Here is a 16364-nt window from a genome sequence, read left to right as displayed (position 1 = left end):
GTGAACGCCGTCACATCACCGTTTCGTTCTAGCCAACCTGACTGATTTGGAGTGAATTTCAACGGTGGGCAGGTTTTGGCCGTGCGTAGTCTGTGCGGCATGCAGACTGCCGGGAACCGTGGGGCGGCAGGGGACGTCCCCGTCCTCGGTGTAGTGCGACCCCATGCGCCACATGGGTGTCGTGCGTCGGGGGGACCTGAAGTCAACTGCCGCCTTCAGGCGACGAGATAAAAAGCGCGCCTGCCCGAGGAGTATTCGTTCCATGAGCGAGCACCGTCGCAAACCGCCCCAGCCGCAGGGCGGCGGACGTGCTGCGGCCCGACGAGCCGCACAGCAATCATCCGGGCGCCGCGCCGCGCCCTCCCGCGGCTCCGCCCCGGCCCCCGGCCCGGCTCCCGACTCCGGGGCGTACGGGCAGGAGCGGCCGATCGGCGGCAGAGCCGAGGCCCGGCGCGCCGCGCAACGCGGTGGCCGACGGCGCGCTTCCGATACGGCGGCGATGGCTTCAGGCAGTGGCCGTGGCGGGCGGGGCGGTGGTCGGCGCACCGGTGGCGGCGGTGGTGGCGAAGGCGGTCACGGGCGGGGCCGGGGCGCCGGCAAGCCCGGCAAGAAGCGGCTCATCGACTACCCGCGGTCCGGCAAGATCGGATGGCGGCGGTTCGTGCCCTCGTGGAAGCAGGTCCTCTCCACCTGCATCGGCTTCCTGGCGCTGCTCGTCGGCGCGGCCGGTCTCGCCCTCGCCTATGTGGACATCCCGGACGCGCAGAAGGCATCGCAGCTGCAGAAGAACGTCTACTACTGGTCCAACGGCAAGCCGATGGTCGTCGCCGGCGGCGGTGAGCTCAACCGCCAGATCGTGCCGATCACCTCGATCCCCAAGTCGATGCAGAACGCGGTGATCTCCGCCGAGAACGCCTCGTTCGAAAAGGACTCGGGCGTCGACCCGATGGGCATCGCGCGGGCGGTCTTCAACATGGCCAGGGGCGGTGAGACACAGAGTGGCTCGACCATCACCCAGCAGTACGTGAAGAACACCTACCTGGACCAGTCGCAGACCATCAAGCGCAAGCTCACCGAGCTGTTCATCTCGATCAAGGTGGGCATCAAGGAGAAGAAGCCCACGATCCTGGCCGGTTACCTCAACACGGCCTATTACGGGCGGGGTGCCTACGGCATCCAGGCCGCGTCACGGGCGTACTACGGCAAGGACTGCGACAAGCTCACCCCCAGCGAGGGTGCCTTCCTGGCCGCGCTCCTCAACGGCCCCAACCTCTACGACCCGTACATCTCGACGGAGACCAAGGGCGCGAACCTCAAGCGCGCCGAGGCCCGCTGGAAGTGGACGCTGGACCGCGAGGTCGAGGTCAAGCGGATGTCCAAGGAGGAGCGGGACCAGATCAAGGAATTCCCGATGCCCAAGAAGCCCAAGAAGGCCATGGACCTCCGGGGGCAGAAGGGCTACCTCGTCGACCTCGCCAACAACTACATCACGGCGAACACCAAGATCACGGACGTCATGCTGAAGAAGGGCGGCTACGAGATCCACACGACCTTCGACGAGAAGAAGGTCAATGAACTCGCGGAGTCCGTGGACAAGGTCACCAAGGAGCACATCAAGCCGGACAAGCGCGATGTGGACAAGTACGTCCAGTTCGGCGGCGCCTCGGTCGAACCGGGAACCGGAAAGATCGTCGCCATCTACGGCGGCAAGGACGCGACCCAGCACTACACGAACAACGCCGACTACACCGGTGTCCAGGTCGGCTCGACCTTCAAGCCGTTCGTGCTGGCGGCGGCGATGAGCGACGGCGTACGGGATCCGCACAATCCCGAACGGCGCACGCGGGTCTCGCCGAACAGCATCTACAACGGTGACAACAAGCTGAAGCTGCTGAACTACGACGGGACCGTCTGGCACGACAAGGACGGCAAGGAGTGGCACCAGGCGAACGACGGCAACGAGAACCGCGGGAAGATCACTCTCCGCACCGCCATGCAGTTCTCGGTGAACACGCCGTTCATCCAGCTCGGCATGGACGTGGGCCGTGACAAGGTGAAGGAAGCGGCCATCGCCGCGGGGCTGCGCGACGACCAGAGCATGGCGAAGACCACCCCGACCTTCTCGCTGGGCACCTCGGCACCGAGCGCGATCCGGCTGGCCGGTGCGTACGCCACCTTCGCCGCCAGCGGCAAGCAGAGCGACCCGTACTCGGTCGAGAGCGTCAAGCGGGACGGGCAGATCAAGTACGAGCACTCCGAGAAGCCCAAGACCGGCTTCAGCGCGGCGGTCGCGGACAACGTCACGGACGTGCTGAAGACCGTGGTGGAGAAGGGCACCGGTACGGCCGCGAAGCTGCCCGACGGCCGCGAGGCGGCCGGCAAGACCGGCACCACCGACGACAACAAGTCGGCCTGGTTCGCCGGTTACACGAAGCAGCTGGCCACCACGATCGGCATGTGGCGGGTGGACGACCAGGCCAAACAGCAGCAGTTCCTGAAGATGTACGGCGTCGGCGGTGAGGAGAAGATCCACGGCGCTTCGTTCCCGGCACGCATCTGGGCCGAGTTCATGACGCAGGCGATGAAGGGCAAGAAGCTCGAACCCTTCCCGGACCCCGCGCCGATCGGTCAGACGGTCTACGGCGACGGCATGAGCCCCTCCCCGAAGCCCACCCCGTCCTCTCCCCCGCCGAGCTCCCCGTCGCCCACCCCCTCCAAGACGGTGAAGCCGAGCCAGCCCGCGAGCCCCACTCCGACCAAGACCTGCGCGGACTGGGACATCAACTGCCGGCAGAACGGCGGTGCGACCGGCGGCGGGGAGACCGGTGGACGGCCGAGCGGCGGGAACACCGGCGGCACCACCACAACGCCCGACCCGGGCACGGGTGGTCCCGGAGGCGGCGATGACGGCGGCATCTTCGGCGGCCCACCCGACGGCGCCGCGGCGGGCGGCCGACGCTACTGACCGCTGACTGTTTCACGTGAAACGTGACAGACGAAGCCCCCGACCCGAGGGATACGGGCCGGGGGCTTCTCCCTGTCCGGCCCGGGACCGTACGGCAGGATGGGCGCATGACGAGCGTGCGACAGGACGAGCCCGTACGGCCGACCAGGCGGGACGAGGTGGCGGCGGCCGGCAGCGAGCTGATCGGCGGTCCTGCCGGACGGCGCGCTGTCTTCGGTTCGGGCTGGTGGAACCCGGTACGCATCGTCGCGCTGGTCGCCATCGGGATGTTCGCGCTCGGCATGGTGCAGAAACTGCCGTGCTACGAGAGCGGATGGTTCTTCGGCGCCACCAGCCAGTACACCCACGCCTGCTACTCCGACATCCCGCATCTGTACGCGGGGCGCGGTTTCGCGGACGGGCTGATCCCGTACTTCGACAAGCTGCCCGGCGACATGGAGTACCTCGAGTACCCGGTGCTGACCGGAGTGTTCATGGAGGTCGCCTCCTGGATGACCCCGACCGGGGGCTCCATCCAGGAACGCGAGCAGATCTACTGGCTGGTCAACGCCGGCATGCTGATGGCATGCGCTGCGGTCCTCGCCGTGTGCGTGGCCCGGACGCACCGTGGCCGACCCTGGGACGGCCTCCTGGTCGCCCTCGCCCCTGCTCTCGCGCTCACCGCCACCATCAACTGGGACTTGCTGGCCGTCGCGCTGACCGCCGTCGGGATGCTGATGTGGTCGCGCAGCCGGCCCCTCGCGACGGGTGTGTTCATCGGACTGGCGACCGCGGCGAAGCTGTATCCGGTGCTGTTGCTCGGGCCGCTGCTCGTCCTGTGCTGGCGGGCCGGACAGTGGCGTGCGTACGGCAAGGCCGTGCTCGGAGCCGTGGCCGCGTGGCTGGTGGTCAACGTGCCGGTGATGATCACGCACGACGCGTCGGGATTCCACGTCCGCGAAGGCTGGGCGAAGTTCTACACGTTCAGCCAAGAGCGGCCCATCGACTTCGGCTCCATCTGGCTGCTCATCTCCCAGCGCACCGGCAACCCGCTGGAGGACGCGAACACCTACGCGACCCTGCTGATGATCCTGGGCTGTGGCGCCCTGGCCCTGCTGACCTTCTACGCGCCGCGCCGGCCGCGGTTCGCGCAGCTCGCCTTCCTGGTCGTCGCGGTCTTCATCCTCACGAACAAGGTCTACTCACCGCAGTACGTGCTGTGGCTGATCCCGCTGGCCGCACTCGCACGGCCACGCTGGCGCGACTTCCTGATCTGGCAGGCGTGCGAGGTCATGTACTTCCTCGGCATCTGGATGTACCTCGCCTACACGGGAAATGGCGACAAGCACCAGGGGCTGCCGTTGGAGGGCTACCAACTGGCCATAGCGCTCCACCTTCTGGGGACGCTGTACCTGTGTGCCGTCGTGGTACGTGATGTGCTGCTGCCGGAGCGGGACGTCGTCCGCAGGGACGGCGACGACGACCCGTCGGGCGGGGTGCTGGCCCACGCGCCCGATGTCTTCGTGCTGGGGCGGGCCCACCAGCTGTCACGGCACGCCGTTCAGTTCGAGGGGGCGACGCAGGTCCGCTGGGGAGTGGCCGGCGACTCCGGCCACCGGTGAACACTTAGGAAACGGGCCCGGTGCCGCAGATCTGCTCTGCGGCACCGGGCCCGAAGCTGTTCCGTTGTGCGGTGGCTCAGCGGTCCACGAGGCGGTCGTACTGCGTCGTGGTGTGCCGCAGGTGCGCCACCAGCTCCTCGCCCACCCGCGGCTCGGGGGCGTCCCCGGGCACGAAGAGGATGGAGACCTGCATGTGCGGAGGCTCTGCGAACCAGCGCTGCTTTCCTCCCCACACGTACGGCGAGAGGTTGCGGTTGACCGTGGCCAGGCCCGCCCGGGCCACGCCCTTGGCGCGGGGCATCACACCGTGCAGCGCCTTGGGCGACTCCAGGCCCACACCGTGCGAGGTACCGCCAGCCACCACGACGAGGTAACCGTCCGAGGCGGCCTTCTGCTGGCGGTAGCCGAAGCGGTCGCCCTTGCCGACCCGGGTGACGTCCAGGACCGAGCCGCGGTACTCGGTCGCGTCGTGATCACCGAGCCACAGGCGGGTACCGATCCGCGCGCGGAACCGCGTCTGCGGGAACTGCTGCTGGAGGCGGGCCAGCTCATCGGCCTTGAGGTGGCTGACGAACATGGTGTGCAGCGGCAGGCGGTTGGCCCGCAGCCGGTCCATCCAGCCGATGACCTCCTCCACCGCGTCGGAGCCGTCGGTACGGTCCAGCGGCAGATGGATGGCGAAGCCCTCCAGCCGTACGTCCTCTATGGCCGCGGCCAGCTTCGGCAGATCCTCGGGCAGGACGCCGTGGCGCTTCATGCTGCTCATGACCTCGATGACCACCCGGGCGCCCACCAGGCCGCCCACGCCCTCGACCGAGGAGACCGAACGGATGGCGCGGTCCGGCAGCGGAACCGGTTCCTCACCGTGCCGGAACGGCGTCAGGACGAGCAGGTCACCGCTGAAGAAGTCCTTCATGCGGGCCGCTTCGTAGGTCGTCCCGACGGCGAGGAGATCGGTGCCGAGGAGGGCCGCCTCCTCGGCGAGGCGCTCGTGACCGAAGCCGTAGCCGTTGCCTTTGCAGACCGGGACGAGCCCCGGGAACTGCTGCAGAACGCTCTGCTGGTGTGCCCGCCAGCGCGCGGTGTCGACGTAGAGGGTGAGCGCCATGGCCGGGCCCGGAACCTTTCTCGTGGCTGCGTTGCGGTCGTACAGGGAAGAAGTGGTCAGCGGCGCGACATGTAGATGTCGAGCGCCTTGTGCAGGAGCTTGTTGAGCGGGAAGTCCCACTCGCCCAGGTACTCGGCTGCCTGCCCGCCTGTGCCCACCTTGAACTGGATGAGGCCGAAGAGGTGGTCGTTCTCGTCGAGCGAGTCGCTGATGCCGCGCAGGTCGTAGACGGTGGCGCCCAGCGCGTAGGCGTCGCGCAGCATCCGCCACTGCATGGCGTTGGAAGGCCGGACCTCACGGCCGATGTTGTCCGAGGCGCCGTAGGAGTACCAGACGTGGCCGCCGACGACCAGCATCGTCGCGGCGGACAGGTTCACACCGTTGTGCCGCGCGAAGTACAGCCGCATGCGGTTGGGGTCCTCGGTGTTGAGGGCCGTCCACATACGCTGGAAGTAACCGAGCGGCCGCGGCCGGAAGTGGTCGCGCTCCGCGGTGATCTCGTACAGCCGCTGCCACTCGGCGAGGTCCTCGTAGCGTCCCTGGACGACCTCGACGCCGGCCTTCTCGGCCTTCTTGATGTTGCGGCGCCACAGCTGATTGAAGCCCTTGTGGACATCCTCCAGCGAGCGGTTCTCCAGCGGCACCTGGAAGACGTAGCGGGGCTGCACATCGCCGAAGCCGGCCCCGCCGTCCTCGCCCTGCTGCCAGCCCATCCGGCGCAGCTTGTCGGCCACCTCGAAGGCCCGCGGCTCGATGTGGGTGGCCTGGATGTCGCGCAGCCGCTTGACGTCCGGGTCCTGGATCCCGGACTTGATCGCGCCGGAGTCCCAGCGCCGGATGATCACCGGCGGGCCCATCTTCACCGAGAAGGCACCCTGCTGCTTCAGATGCGCCAGCATCGGCTTCAGCCAGTCCTCCAGGTTCGGCGCGAACCAGTTGATGACCGGCCCCTCGGGCAGGTAGGCGAGGTATCGCTTGATCTTGGGCAGCTGGCGGTAGAGGACCAGACCCGCGCCGACCAGCTGTCCGCTCGCGTCGAACCAGCCCAGGTTCTCCGAGCGCCATTCGGACTTCACATCGGCCCAGGCCGGCACCTGCATGTGGCTCGCCGAGGGCAGACTCTGGATGTACGCCAGATGCTGCTCTCGGCTGATGGTCCTCAGGGTCAGGCTCATGCGGGGCGCTCCTCGGCAGGTTTGTCCCCAGGGTCGGGGCTCCGGCTCTCGCGCCGAAGCCTACTGCGACAGGGAAGCGCCCCGTTTGGGCGAAGGGGGGTGAAGCCCCCGGTGCCCGGCCGGTCCGGCTAGCCGAGTACGCCGCCGAAGAGACCGCCGTGGGCCATGCCGAGGAAGAAGCCGATCGCCGCGGCACCGAGCCCGATGATCAGCAGGAAGCGCTCGCCGGTGGTCGCGGAGATGAACTGACCCCACGCCCCGGTGCCGATGCCGATCAGTCCTGTCCAGGAACTGAGCAGGTGAAGGTGGTGGAAGTGGGCGGTGAAGAAGGCGATCAAGCCGAACACCAGGGTGACGGCGACCAAGGTGTTCTCGACGGGATGGGCCTTGCCGTCGCTGTTCAGAAGAGAGAAGAGGCCGTGCTGCGGCCGGACTGCCTGTGCCATGCGGCACCTCCGATGACAGGCGGCGAACTGTAACGCCGCTCACACCCGTTGTGTTCCAGATTGGGGGGATCAGCCTCCGGATTTCAACCGGAAGCTCGGAGGCGGGTACTCTGTACAGTCTGCGCCCACGTCTGCCCAGGTCTCCTGGCCAGGCCGGGTGCGGAACGCATCATGACCCTCCTGCCACGGAACGACCGTGGCCGCTGAGTCCAAAGGAGGTGGGTTCTACATGCGTCACTACGAGGTGATGGTCATCCTCGACCCCGATCTCGAGGAGCGCGCTGTCTCCCCGCTGATCGAGAACTTCCTCTCCGTCGTCCGCGAGGGCAACGGAAAGGTCGAGAAGGTCGACACCTGGGGCCGTCGTCGTCTCTCGTACGAGATCAACAAGAAGCCCGAGGGCATCTACTCGGTCATCGACCTGCAGGCCGAGCCTGCGGTCGTCAAGGAACTCGACCGTCAGATGAACCTGAACGAGTCGGTCCTCCGGACCAAGGTCCTCCGTCCCGAGACCCACTGAGCGCATCAGCGTCAGCGGTGACCGGGTCCGAGTAGCAACACCAGCAGCCAGCAGCACACCCGCCGAGAGGTTCCCCTAATGGCAGGCGAGACCGTCATCACGGTCGTCGGCAATCTTGTCGACGACCCCGAGCTGCGCTTCACCCCGTCCGGTGCGGCGGTCGCGAAGTTCCGCGTCGCGTCCACTCCCCGCACCTTCGACCGCCAGACCAACGAGTGGAAGGACGGCGAGAGCCTGTTCCTGACCTGCTCGGTGTGGCGTCAGGCGGCGGAGAACGTCGCCGAGTCCCTTACGCGGGGCACCCGCGTGATCGTGCAGGGCCGCCTGAAGCAGCGGTCGTACGAGGACCGCGAGGGCGTCAAGCGCACGGTCTACGAGCTCGACGTCGACGAGGTCGGCGCCAGCTTGCGCAATGCCACGGCCAAGGTCACCAAGACCTCGGGCCGCGGTGGCCAGGGCGGCGGCTTCGGCGGCGGCCCGCAGGGCGGTGGCCAGGGTGGCGGCGGTTGGGGCGGCGGCCCCGGCGGCGGCCAGGGCGGCGGTGCTCCCGCCGACGACCCGTGGGCGACCGGTGCCCCGGCCGGCGGTGGCCAGCAGGGCGGCGGTGGCTGGGGCGGCGGCTCCGGCGGCGGCTACTCGGACGAGCCGCCCTTCTAGGTCCGACGACCGGCGCGTACGCACGCTGTTTCACGTGAAACAGCGTGAAACGGCCGGGGGCCTGAGGGCGACAGCACAAACTTCTTGAATTCACTGGAGAGAGACAATGGCGAAGCCGCCTGCTCGCAAGCCTAAGAAGAAGGTTTGCGTGTTCTGCAAGGAGAAGATCTCCTACGTCGACTACAAGGACACGAACCTGCTGCGGAAGTTCATCTCCGACCGCGGCAAGATCCGTGCCCGCCGGGTGACCGGCAACTGCACCCAGCACCAGCGTGACGTCGCCACGGCTGTGAAGAACAGCCGTGAGATGGCGCTGCTGCCCTACACCTCCACCGCGCGATAAGGGAAGGGTGACCGACTCATGAAGATCATCCTCACCCACGAGGTCTCCAGCCTCGGCACCGCCGGTGACGTCGTTGACGTCCGCGACGGGTACGCCCGTAACTACCTGGTCCCGCGCGGTTTCGCGATCCGCTGGACCAAGGGTGGCGAGAAGGACGTCGCGCAGATCCGTCGCGGTCGCAAGATCCGCGAGATCGCCACGATCGAGCAGGCCAACGAGGTCAAGGGCCAGCTTGAGGACGTCAAGGTGAAGCTGGCCGTGCGCGCCGGCGACGCCGGCCGTCTGTTCGGCTCCGTCACTCCGGCCGACGTCGCCTCGGCGATCAAGGCCGCCGGTGGCCCCGATGTGGACAAGCGCCGCATCGAGCTCGGCTCGCCGATCAAGACCCTGGGCTCGCACCAGGTGTCCGTGCGTCTGCACGCCGACGTCGTCGCGAAGCTCGGCGTCGAGGTCGTCGCCGCCTGATCGCAGCGTCGTAGCACCACGCCGAAGGGCCGCACTCCGGAAACGGGGTGCGGCCCTTTCGCGCGCTCGTCAGTCCTCGGCCTCGTCCTGGGCCCGCTTGTAGAGGTCGGCGACCTCGTCACCGAAGTACGCGGCGTAGGAGACGTCGTCCTCGTCGCCGCCGCCCTCGTGACCTCCCAGGACACCGATCACCGTGCCCGTGTGGCTCTTGGGGTCGTAATCGGCCAGCCAGGGGCTGCCGCTCGTACCGCCCGCGAAATCGGTGCACTGGACGCGCATCTGTGTGTCGCTGAACTTCGTCGTGCGGTTGTGGCAGGAGATCGGGGTCTCGCTGCTGGTGGGGTATCCGGTGATCTTCACTTCGTTGTCGAAGCCGGGGTCGATGCCGAGGGTGTTGCCGCCCAGCACGTCCTGGATCTGCTTGCCGTCCTTGCTGTCGAGGACGAGGAAGGCGACGTCCATGTCCTCGTCCTGCGACTTGGCCCAGCGGTCGTCGACGACGACTTTCCGGACCTTCCACAGCCCGGTCGGCTCCTTGCCGTCCCGGTAGTCCGGCGCGAAGACCAGGTCCCCCACCGGCTGGCCGGTCTCGGCGTCGAAAGCACAGTGTGCCGCGGTGATCAGCATGTTCCGGCCGGGGCTCTGCACCACACTGGCGGTGCAGAAGTGGTCGCCGGTGTCGTCTTTCTCGAAGATCGCCCCCACCCGGGCGTTCTGCTCGGTGCTGCGCGGGGTGTACGCGCGGCCGCCGTCGGCGGGTGCGGTGGCGGACGGGTCCTGGTCCTCGGGGTCTTGGTCCGCCTCCCCTGATTTGCCGAACCCGCTCCTGATGGAACCGCTGCCGCGGCTGCTGGTGTCGGCTTCCTGCGAGGCGTAGCCCACTATGACGCCGGCCCCGATGACGGACAGCGTCAGGGGCAGGATGATCTTCCTGGCAAGCGGGCGCACACGGTCATTATCAACACGGGCGGTTTGTTTCGGGCAGCTTCAACGCGAGGCTCCGGTCACAATCCACCGCCCCGACCGGGTGCGTGCCCACAATGTCAGCATCCGCACCGTCATCATGAGCGCCATGGCCCACCACAGGGCGGTCAGGCCGCCGCCGACGACCGGTACCAGCAGTGCGGCGGGGGCGAAGAGGGCAAGTGTCACCAGCATGGCCCAGGCCAGGTAGGGACCGTCTCCCGCGCCCATGAGCACGCCGTCGAGAACGAAGACGATGCCGGAGACCGGTTGGGTGAGGGCGACGACCAGCAGCGTGGGCAGCAGCACGTCCTTCACGGCGGGGTCGGTGGTGAACAGCGGCATGAACAGCGGCCGGGTCAGCACGACGAGCAGGCCGAGCACCACACCGGAAGCGATGCCCCACTGCACCATCCGGCGGCAGGCCGCCTTGGCCCCCGCCACGTCGTCCGCTCCCAGGTACCGGCCGATGATCGCCTGACCGGCGATGGCGATGGCGTCCAGGGCGAAGGCCAGCAGCGACCAGAGCGTGATGACGATCTGGTGGGCGGCCACATCGGCGTCACCGAGGCGGGCGGCGACCGCGGTCGCGATCATCAGGACGGCGCGCAGCGAGAGTGTACGTACCAGGAGAGGCACCCCCGCCTGGGCGCTGGCGCGGATGCCGGCGACGTCCGGCCGGAGGGAGGCGCCGTGCCGACGCGCGCCCCGGACCACGACGAACAGATAGACGGCGGCCATGCCGCACTGGGCAATGACGGTTCCCCAGGCTGAGCCGGCGATGCCGAGCCCGGCGCCGTAGACCAGGCCGACGTTCAGGGCGGCGTTGACGGAGAAGCCGCCGATGGCGACGTACAGCGGCGTCCTGGTGTCCTGGAGGCCGCGCAGAACACCGGTGGCTGCCAGCACCACGAGCATCGCCGGGATGCCGAGGGCGCTGATGCGCAGGTACGTGATGGCGTACGGGGCCGCGGTGGCGGAGGCGCCGAAGACATCGACGAGCCAGGGAGCGGTGGGCAGGACGGCGGCGAGGACGGCCGCGCCCAGCAGGAGGGCGAGCCAGATGCCGTCCATGCCCTGCCGAATGGCGGCGGAGCGGTCTCCGGCACCGATCCGCCGCGCGACGGCGGCGGTGGTGGCGTACGCCAGGAAGACGAAGACGGAGACCGCGGTGGTCAGCAGTGGGGCGGCGACACCGAGTCCGGCGAGCTGCCGGGTGCCCAGGTGGCCGATGACGGCGCTGTCGGCCATGACGAAGAGCGGCTCCGCGACGAGCGCGCCGAAGGCAGGCAGAGCGAGCGAGATGATCTCGCGGTCGTGGCGGCGGTCGGTACGCCGCGGTGTCGCGGGAGCCTGTGTCATGCTGCCAATCTAATCTTCCACAGGTAAGTGACACAACTGCAATTCGACCCTTACTGTGCGCCGGGCGGAGCGTTCTCCTCCGTGGCGTTCGGGTCGATCATGAACAGGTTCCCGAAGTTTTTCTCCCCCACAGCCTATGGATGACAAAGGTGCAGGTCAGCGCGGATTCGGTCGGCTGATTGTGTGTTTGTCCACAGCGGTGTCCCCCGTGCCGTGCACAGGATCGGCGGACTTCTCCACAGGAACGGGGCCATCGTCCACATGGCCTGTGGATAACCAGATTGGCGGACGGTGCCGACAGGCCTACCGTAGTCCGGCGCCTGGCCCCTGTTCCGGTCCGAGAACCCATCCGAACTCGACGCGCCGTAACCGGAGTCGGGCGTCTCGTTTGTCAGAGCCGTGCCGTAAGAAAGTAGGGCACAGCAAGGTCCGCGCCGCGGACGGGAGGAGGTGCCGGGGTGAGCATGCCCGAGCCCGTGGAGGACCCCTGGGCGGACGCCGGCCCCAGCGACCGGTTGCCCGCCGCGCGCTCCCGCAGAGGCGAGGGCAAGGGCCGGGGCCGCGACGACCGGCGTGACCGCGGCGACGAGGAGGGCGGCTGGTCCTCCGGCGGCTTCGAGCGCGTACCGCCCCAGGACCTGGACGCCGAGCAGTCCGTGCTCGGCGGCATGCTGCTGTCCAAGGACGCCATCGCGGACGTCGTCGAGGTCCTCAAGGGCCATGACTTCTACCGGCCGGCCCACGAACTGATCTACCAGGCGATCCTCGACCTGTATGCGAAGGGCGAACCGGCCGACCCGATCACGATCGCGGCCGAGCTGACCAAGCGCGGCGAGATCGCGCGGGTCGGCGGCGCTTCGTATCTGCACACCCTCGTCCAGTCCGTGCCGACGGCGGCGAACGCGGAGTACTACGCCGAGATCGTCCACGAACGGGCGGTGCTGCGCCGGCTCGTCGAGGCCGGTACGCGCATCACCCAGATGGGATACGCCGCCGACGGCGACGTCGACGAGATCGTCAACAGCGCCCAGGCGGAGATCTACGCCGTCACCGAGCAGCGGACCAGCGAGGACTATCTGCCGCTCGGCGACATCATGGAGGGCGCGCTCGACGAGATCGAGGCGATCGGCTCCCGCCAGGGCCAGATGACCGGCGTGCCCACCGGCTTCACCGACCTGGACTCCCTGACCAACGGCCTGCACCCCGGCCAGATGATCGTCATCGCGGCCCGTCCCGCGATGGGTAAGTCCACCCTCGCGCTGGACTTCGCCCGTGCGTGTTCCATCAAGAGCAACCTGCCGAGCGTGATCTTCTCGCTCGAAATGGGGCGCAACGAGATCGCGATGCGTCTGCTGTCCGCCGAGGCGCGGGTGGCCCTGCACCACATGCGGTCCGGCTCCATGACGGACGAGGACTGGACACGGCTGGCCCGACGGATGCCGGACGTGTCGGCCGCGCCGCTCTACATCGACGACTCGCCGAACCTGTCGATGATGGAGATCCGCGCCAAGTGCCGCCGCCTCAAGCAGCGCAACGACCTCAAACTGGTGGTCATCGACTACCTCCAGCTGATGCAGTCCGGCGGTTCCAAGCGCGCAGAGAGCCGTCAGCAGGAGGTGTCGGACATGTCCCGTAACCTCAAGCTGCTGGCCAAGGAGCTCGAAATCCCGGTCATCGCGCTCTCGCAGCTCAACCGTGGCCCCGAGCAGCGTACGGACAAGAAGCCGATGGTCTCGGACCTGCGTGAGTCCGGCTCCATCGAGCAGGACGCGGACATGGTCATCCTGCTCCACCGCGAGGACGCCTATGAGAAGGAGTCCCCCCGCGCAGGCGAGGCGGACCTGATCGTGGCCAAGCACCGTAACGGCCCCACGGCCACCATCACCGTGGCGTTCCAGGGGCATTACTCGCGGTTTGTGGATATGGCGCAGACCTGAGGGGTGGTCGCGTAGGGCCTCCTGGCGCGGGCTCAACCGCCTGCCGTGTCGGTCATCGGCTCAGGCTTGCGGCCTTGTTCGCGCGTCGTGTGAAGACCTGCTCGCGCCGGTCTGCCATCTGTCGCAGTGCTTCCTTGCGGTCCCGCTTGGACAGGCGGTCGAGGTAGGTGTGGCCGTGCAGGTGGTCGGTCTCGTGCTGTAGGCAGCGCGCGAAATAGCCCGTTCCTTCGATGACGAGGGAGTTTCCGTCCTTGTCGAGCCCGCGGACGACAGCGCGGTCCGTACGGGGGACCGTCATCGTGGCGCCGGGCACGGACAGGCAGCCTTCGGGTGCGTCGATGAGCCGGCGGCTACCCGGGCCGGGCAGTTCCAGGACCGGGTTGATGATGTGGCCGACATGCCGGATGCCGTCGTCGTCCGGGCAGTCGTAAACGAACAGCCGCAGGTCCACGCCGACCTGGTTGGCGGCCAGGCCGGCGCCGTCGGCCACGTACATCGTCAGGAACATGTCGTCGATCAGCGCGGACAGCTCGGCGGTGCCGAAGTCGGTCACCTCCTGGCACGGACGGCTCAGGACCTCTTCACCCACTTCCGTGACCCGACGCACCGAACCCCGGTCGGCCTCCGGCGGCAGAGCGGGATAGGCGTCGACGGGTTGGCCCTGTACCCGGACGCGCCAGTCCATGGAGCGGGCTCGGTCGTGGGTCACGGACATCGCAGTCTCCCCTTTGCGCACGTCACAGAGCCGCGGACGGCACTGCGGCTGATGTCTCCGCACAAGATCCGCTTGCACGGGAGCTTTGCAAAGTAGCAGACTTTGCAAAGTGACTGAAGATGATCTCAACGCTCGCTCCGCTCGGGCCCAGCGCACAGACACCGGGCTGCCCGAGCACGAGGTCCGTACGGCGCTGCTTGATCTGCTGGCGGAAGTCGGCACCGTGACGGCGACCGAAGCTGCCGCACGGCTGGGTTACAGCTCTGGGCTCTGCTCGTTCCACCTTCGGCAACTCGCACGCCACGGCCACATCGAGGAAGCTCCGCACCGCGGGGGCCGTGCCCGTCCTTGGCGCCTGGCGCAGCGCGTCTCCGCCTCCGGCGCGTCCGAGGAGGAGCGGTTCGGGGACTTGGCCCGTGGCCTGGAGGATGAGAGCTGGCAGCGCTGGCTGGCCCAACGCGACCGAGCACCCGCCGAATGGCGCCACGACGAAGCCTTCAGTGCCGTCGCCTACCTGACACCCGAGGAGATGAGCCGGGTCGCGGACGCCGTGCGACGCGCACTGGCCCCTTACCAGGACCGCGAACAACGCCCCCTGGCCCGGCCCGACGGCGCGCGGCCGGTGGCTCTCATCACCCGGCTGTTCCCGTTGCTTCCGGAGTTGACGGACGAGACGCGACAGGAGTGAGGACGCAGGCTGCGCAGTTCGCCGTCAGCCTCCGGGGCGCGCATGGGCATCCTCGTGGCATGGGTCGGCCGCTGACGCTCGCCAGGTCTGACAACGGGTCGAACGCGCGGCCTTGGTACAAGACGTAGGCGGCTAGCCGTTCGTGTTCGCCGGTGTCAGACGGGCCGTTGCCTCGTCGATGGTCTCGCGCAGCACCCTGCGCGCTGCGGCGAGTTCGCCGGCTTGCTGGTCGAGAGCGCGCAGTTGGTCGTGGAGAGCGTCGAGTACGCCCGGGCAGGGGTGCACGGCAGCGGTGTCGGTGGTGCAGGGCAGCACCTGCCGGATGACGCGGGTGGGCAGCCCGGCGGCGAGGAGAGCGCGGATGCGGCGTACGGCGGTGGCGTCGGACTCGGTGTAGGTGCGGTAGCCGTTGGGCAGCCGGTCGGGCCGTAGCAGTCCCGCCCGTTCGTAGTAGCGCAGCAGGCGCTCGCTGGTCCCGGTGCGCTCGGCCAGCTCCCCGATCAGCACTGGCCCTCCGCCCTCTCGCTTGACCTTCCAACCATGTCAGGGATCAACACTGGCTCCGGCCTCCCGCATTCCGTGGGCGGCTCATACCACCGGAAGGCGCACGCGTGATCATCGATGCCCACAGTCACGTCCACGACCCGCTCGCTACCCATCTGTCCGCGTTGGACGACGCGGGGGTGGGCCGTACGGTCCTCTTCCCCACCCGGCCACACCCCGAACGAGCCACGGACCTGGCTTCGCTCCGTCACGAGATGAGTGTGTTGGACCGTGCATTGGCAGGGGGAGCCGCCGGAGGCACGGGTGCGGGTGGAGACGATGGGTACGCCAAGGCGTGGCGGGAGCTGGATGCGGCACTGGCCGCTCATCCGACACGCTTCCTGGGCTTCGGCTCGGTCCCCTTGGACCGTACCGCCGATGAGACGGCGGCCTGGGTGGAGCGCGAGGTGATGGGCCGTGGGCTGTACGGCATCGGGGAGCTCACCCCGTCACCGGACCGGGCGGCGCTGGTCGAGCCGGTGCTTCGAGCGGCAGCCGACCATGCCGGCCTTCCTGTGGTCGTCCATGGCTACGCCCCTACGACCGCCGCGGACCTGTGCACCCTGGCCGGCCTGGCCGCCCGTTACCCGAAGGTGCCGCTGGTGGTCAGCCAACTGGGCGGGACGAACTGGATGCAGGCGATCGAACTGGCCCAGGCCACATCCAACATCTATCTGGAGCTCTCCACGGCGCACCTGATCTTCGCCGTCCGCCTCGCCATCCGCGAACTGCCCACCCGAACCCTCTTCGGCTCGGACGCCCCCTACGGGGACCCGGTCGTCGCCCGTACGACGGTGGAACGGGTCACGGTCCCGGGGGAGGTCCGCGAGCGAGTGCTGGGCGGAAATCTGGCCGAGTTGCTGGGCTTGTCCTGAT

16 protein-coding genes are annotated in these 16364 nt (G+C 68.4%); 9 read left to right on the top strand and 7 right to left on the bottom strand.

The features are described 5' to 3' along the window. The first annotated feature begins 262 nt into the window (after nt 1–262). Both ACH4FX_RS07450 and ACH4FX_RS07445 read left to right on the top strand, forming a co-directional pair. Nucleotides 263–2965: a transglycosylase domain-containing protein gene (locus ACH4FX_RS07450; protein WP_398476092.1), complete on the top strand. Its 2703-nt coding sequence runs from the start codon at nt 263–265 to the stop codon at nt 2963–2965. 107 nt (nt 2966–3072) lie between these two features. Next, entirely contained in the window at nt 3073–4566 is a 1494-nt protein-coding gene (locus ACH4FX_RS07445) for a glycosyltransferase family 87 protein (protein ID WP_398476090.1), read from the top strand. A gap of 76 nt (nt 4567–4642) precedes the next feature. On the opposite strand, the gene ACH4FX_RS07440 is transcribed toward ACH4FX_RS07445, so the two are convergent. From ACH4FX_RS07440 to ACH4FX_RS07430, 3 genes are all read right to left on the bottom strand, one after another. Beyond that, nucleotides 4643–5674 (bottom strand): alanine racemase, encoded by a 1032-nt coding sequence (locus tag ACH4FX_RS07440; protein ID WP_398476088.1) that lies wholly within the window; start codon nt 5672–5674, stop codon nt 4643–4645. Nucleotides 5675–5730: 56 nt separating this feature from the next. Next, nucleotides 5731–6849 (bottom strand): lipid II:glycine glycyltransferase FemX, encoded by a 1119-nt coding sequence (locus ACH4FX_RS07435; protein WP_398476086.1) that lies wholly within the window; start codon nt 6847–6849, stop codon nt 5731–5733. 128 nt (nt 6850–6977) lie between these two features. After that, complete coding sequence (locus ACH4FX_RS07430) at nt 6978–7295, bottom strand: hypothetical protein (RefSeq protein WP_398476084.1); 318 nt, start codon at nt 7293–7295, stop codon at nt 6978–6980. A gap of 229 nt (nt 7296–7524) precedes the next feature. Here ACH4FX_RS07430 and rpsF point away from each other — a divergent pair, with 229 nt between their 5' ends. The 4 genes from rpsF (at nt 7525) to rplI (ending at nt 9280) form a co-directional block, all read left to right on the top strand. Next, complete coding sequence (gene rpsF / locus ACH4FX_RS07425; protein ID WP_003978891.1) at nt 7525–7815, top strand: 30S ribosomal protein S6; 291 nt, start codon at nt 7525–7527, stop codon at nt 7813–7815. Between the two features lie 78 nt (nt 7816–7893). After that, a complete protein-coding gene (locus ACH4FX_RS07420; protein WP_398476082.1) occupies nt 7894–8472 on the top strand; it encodes a single-stranded DNA-binding protein in 579 nt (192 codons plus the stop codon). A gap of 106 nt (nt 8473–8578) precedes the next feature. Further along, a complete protein-coding gene (rpsR, locus tag ACH4FX_RS07415) occupies nt 8579–8815 on the top strand; it encodes a 30S ribosomal protein S18 (RefSeq protein ID WP_003978893.1) in 237 nt (78 codons plus the stop codon). A gap of 18 nt (nt 8816–8833) precedes the next feature. Beyond that, entirely contained in the window at nt 8834–9280 is a 447-nt protein-coding gene (rplI, locus tag ACH4FX_RS07410; RefSeq protein ID WP_398476080.1) for a 50S ribosomal protein L9, read from the top strand. Nucleotides 9281–9349: 69 nt separating this feature from the next. On the opposite strand, the gene ACH4FX_RS07405 is transcribed toward rplI, so the two are convergent. Together ACH4FX_RS07405 and ACH4FX_RS07400 are read right to left on the bottom strand one after the other, a co-directional pair. Then, nucleotides 9350–10228, bottom strand: a complete 879-nt coding sequence (locus tag ACH4FX_RS07405; RefSeq protein WP_398476078.1) for a trypsin-like serine peptidase — start codon at nt 10226–10228, stop codon at nt 9350–9352. A 39-nt stretch (nt 10229–10267) separates the two neighbouring features. Further along, complete coding sequence (locus ACH4FX_RS07400) at nt 10268–11605, bottom strand: MATE family efflux transporter (protein ID WP_398476076.1); 1338 nt, start codon at nt 11603–11605, stop codon at nt 10268–10270. A 464-nt stretch (nt 11606–12069) separates the two neighbouring features. Here ACH4FX_RS07400 and dnaB point away from each other — a divergent pair, with 464 nt between their 5' ends. Further along, complete coding sequence (gene dnaB, locus ACH4FX_RS07395; protein WP_398476074.1) at nt 12070–13542, top strand: replicative DNA helicase; 1473 nt, start codon at nt 12070–12072, stop codon at nt 13540–13542. 52 nt (nt 13543–13594) lie between these two features. Here the strand turns inward: dnaB and def are convergent, their stop codons facing one another. After that, nucleotides 13595–14257, bottom strand: coding sequence for a peptide deformylase (gene def / locus ACH4FX_RS07390; protein ID WP_398476072.1), 663 nt, complete (start codon nt 14255–14257; stop codon nt 13595–13597). A gap of 109 nt (nt 14258–14366) precedes the next feature. Here def and ACH4FX_RS07385 point away from each other — a divergent pair, with 109 nt between their 5' ends. Then, the gene (locus tag ACH4FX_RS07385; protein WP_398476070.1) at nt 14367–14945 is read left to right on the top strand and encodes a helix-turn-helix domain-containing protein; all 579 of its coding nucleotides are present in this window, start codon (nt 14367–14369) and stop codon (nt 14943–14945) included. A gap of 132 nt (nt 14946–15077) precedes the next feature. On the opposite strand, the gene ACH4FX_RS07380 is transcribed toward ACH4FX_RS07385, so the two are convergent. Next, on the bottom strand, nt 15078–15452 hold the full coding sequence (locus ACH4FX_RS07380) for a MerR family transcriptional regulator (protein WP_398476068.1): 375 nt from the start codon (nt 15450–15452) through the stop codon (nt 15078–15080). A gap of 104 nt (nt 15453–15556) precedes the next feature. Between ACH4FX_RS07380 and ACH4FX_RS07375 the strand changes: the two genes are divergently transcribed. After that, nucleotides 15557–16363, top strand: a complete 807-nt coding sequence (locus ACH4FX_RS07375; protein WP_398476066.1) for an amidohydrolase family protein — start codon at nt 15557–15559, stop codon at nt 16361–16363. Nucleotide 16364: the final 1 nt, after the last annotated feature.

The sequence above is a fragment of the Streptomyces sp. NPDC018019 genome (assembly GCF_044327805.1).
GTDB lineage: Bacteria > Actinomycetota > Actinomycetes > Streptomycetales > Streptomycetaceae > Streptomyces.
The sequence above is the reverse complement of the archived record's forward strand: the minus strand, read 5'-3'. Positions and strand labels throughout refer to the sequence as shown.

Bases quoted from the DNA above. Each gene is read 5' to 3' on its own strand.
- ACH4FX_RS07445 (WP_398476090.1), top strand. From the start codon at position 3,073: ATGACGAGCGTGCGACAGGACGAGCCCGTACGGCCGACCAGGCGGGAC.
- def (WP_398476072.1), bottom strand. From the start codon at position 14,257: ATGTCCGTGACCCACGACCGAGCCCGCTCCATGGACTGGCGCGTCCGG.
- ACH4FX_RS07435 (WP_398476086.1), bottom strand. From the start codon at position 6,849: ATGAGCCTGACCCTGAGGACCATCAGCCGAGAGCAGCATCTGGCGTAC.
- ACH4FX_RS07430 (WP_398476084.1), bottom strand. From the start codon at position 7,295: ATGGCACAGGCAGTCCGGCCGCAGCACGGCCTCTTCTCTCTTCTGAAC.
- rplI (WP_398476080.1), top strand. From the start codon at position 8,834: ATGAAGATCATCCTCACCCACGAGGTCTCCAGCCTCGGCACCGCCGGT.
- dnaB (WP_398476074.1), top strand. From the start codon at position 12,070: ATGCCCGAGCCCGTGGAGGACCCCTGGGCGGACGCCGGCCCCAGCGAC.
- ACH4FX_RS07440 (WP_398476088.1), bottom strand. From the start codon at position 5,674: ATGGCGCTCACCCTCTACGTCGACACCGCGCGCTGGCGGGCACACCAG.
- ACH4FX_RS07420 (WP_398476082.1), top strand. From the start codon at position 7,894: ATGGCAGGCGAGACCGTCATCACGGTCGTCGGCAATCTTGTCGACGAC.
- ACH4FX_RS07450 (WP_398476092.1), top strand. From the start codon at position 263: ATGAGCGAGCACCGTCGCAAACCGCCCCAGCCGCAGGGCGGCGGACGT.
- rpsR (WP_003978893.1), top strand. From the start codon at position 8,579: ATGGCGAAGCCGCCTGCTCGCAAGCCTAAGAAGAAGGTTTGCGTGTTC.
- rpsF (WP_003978891.1), top strand. From the start codon at position 7,525: ATGCGTCACTACGAGGTGATGGTCATCCTCGACCCCGATCTCGAGGAG.
- ACH4FX_RS07400 (WP_398476076.1), bottom strand. From the start codon at position 11,605: ATGACACAGGCTCCCGCGACACCGCGGCGTACCGACCGCCGCCACGAC.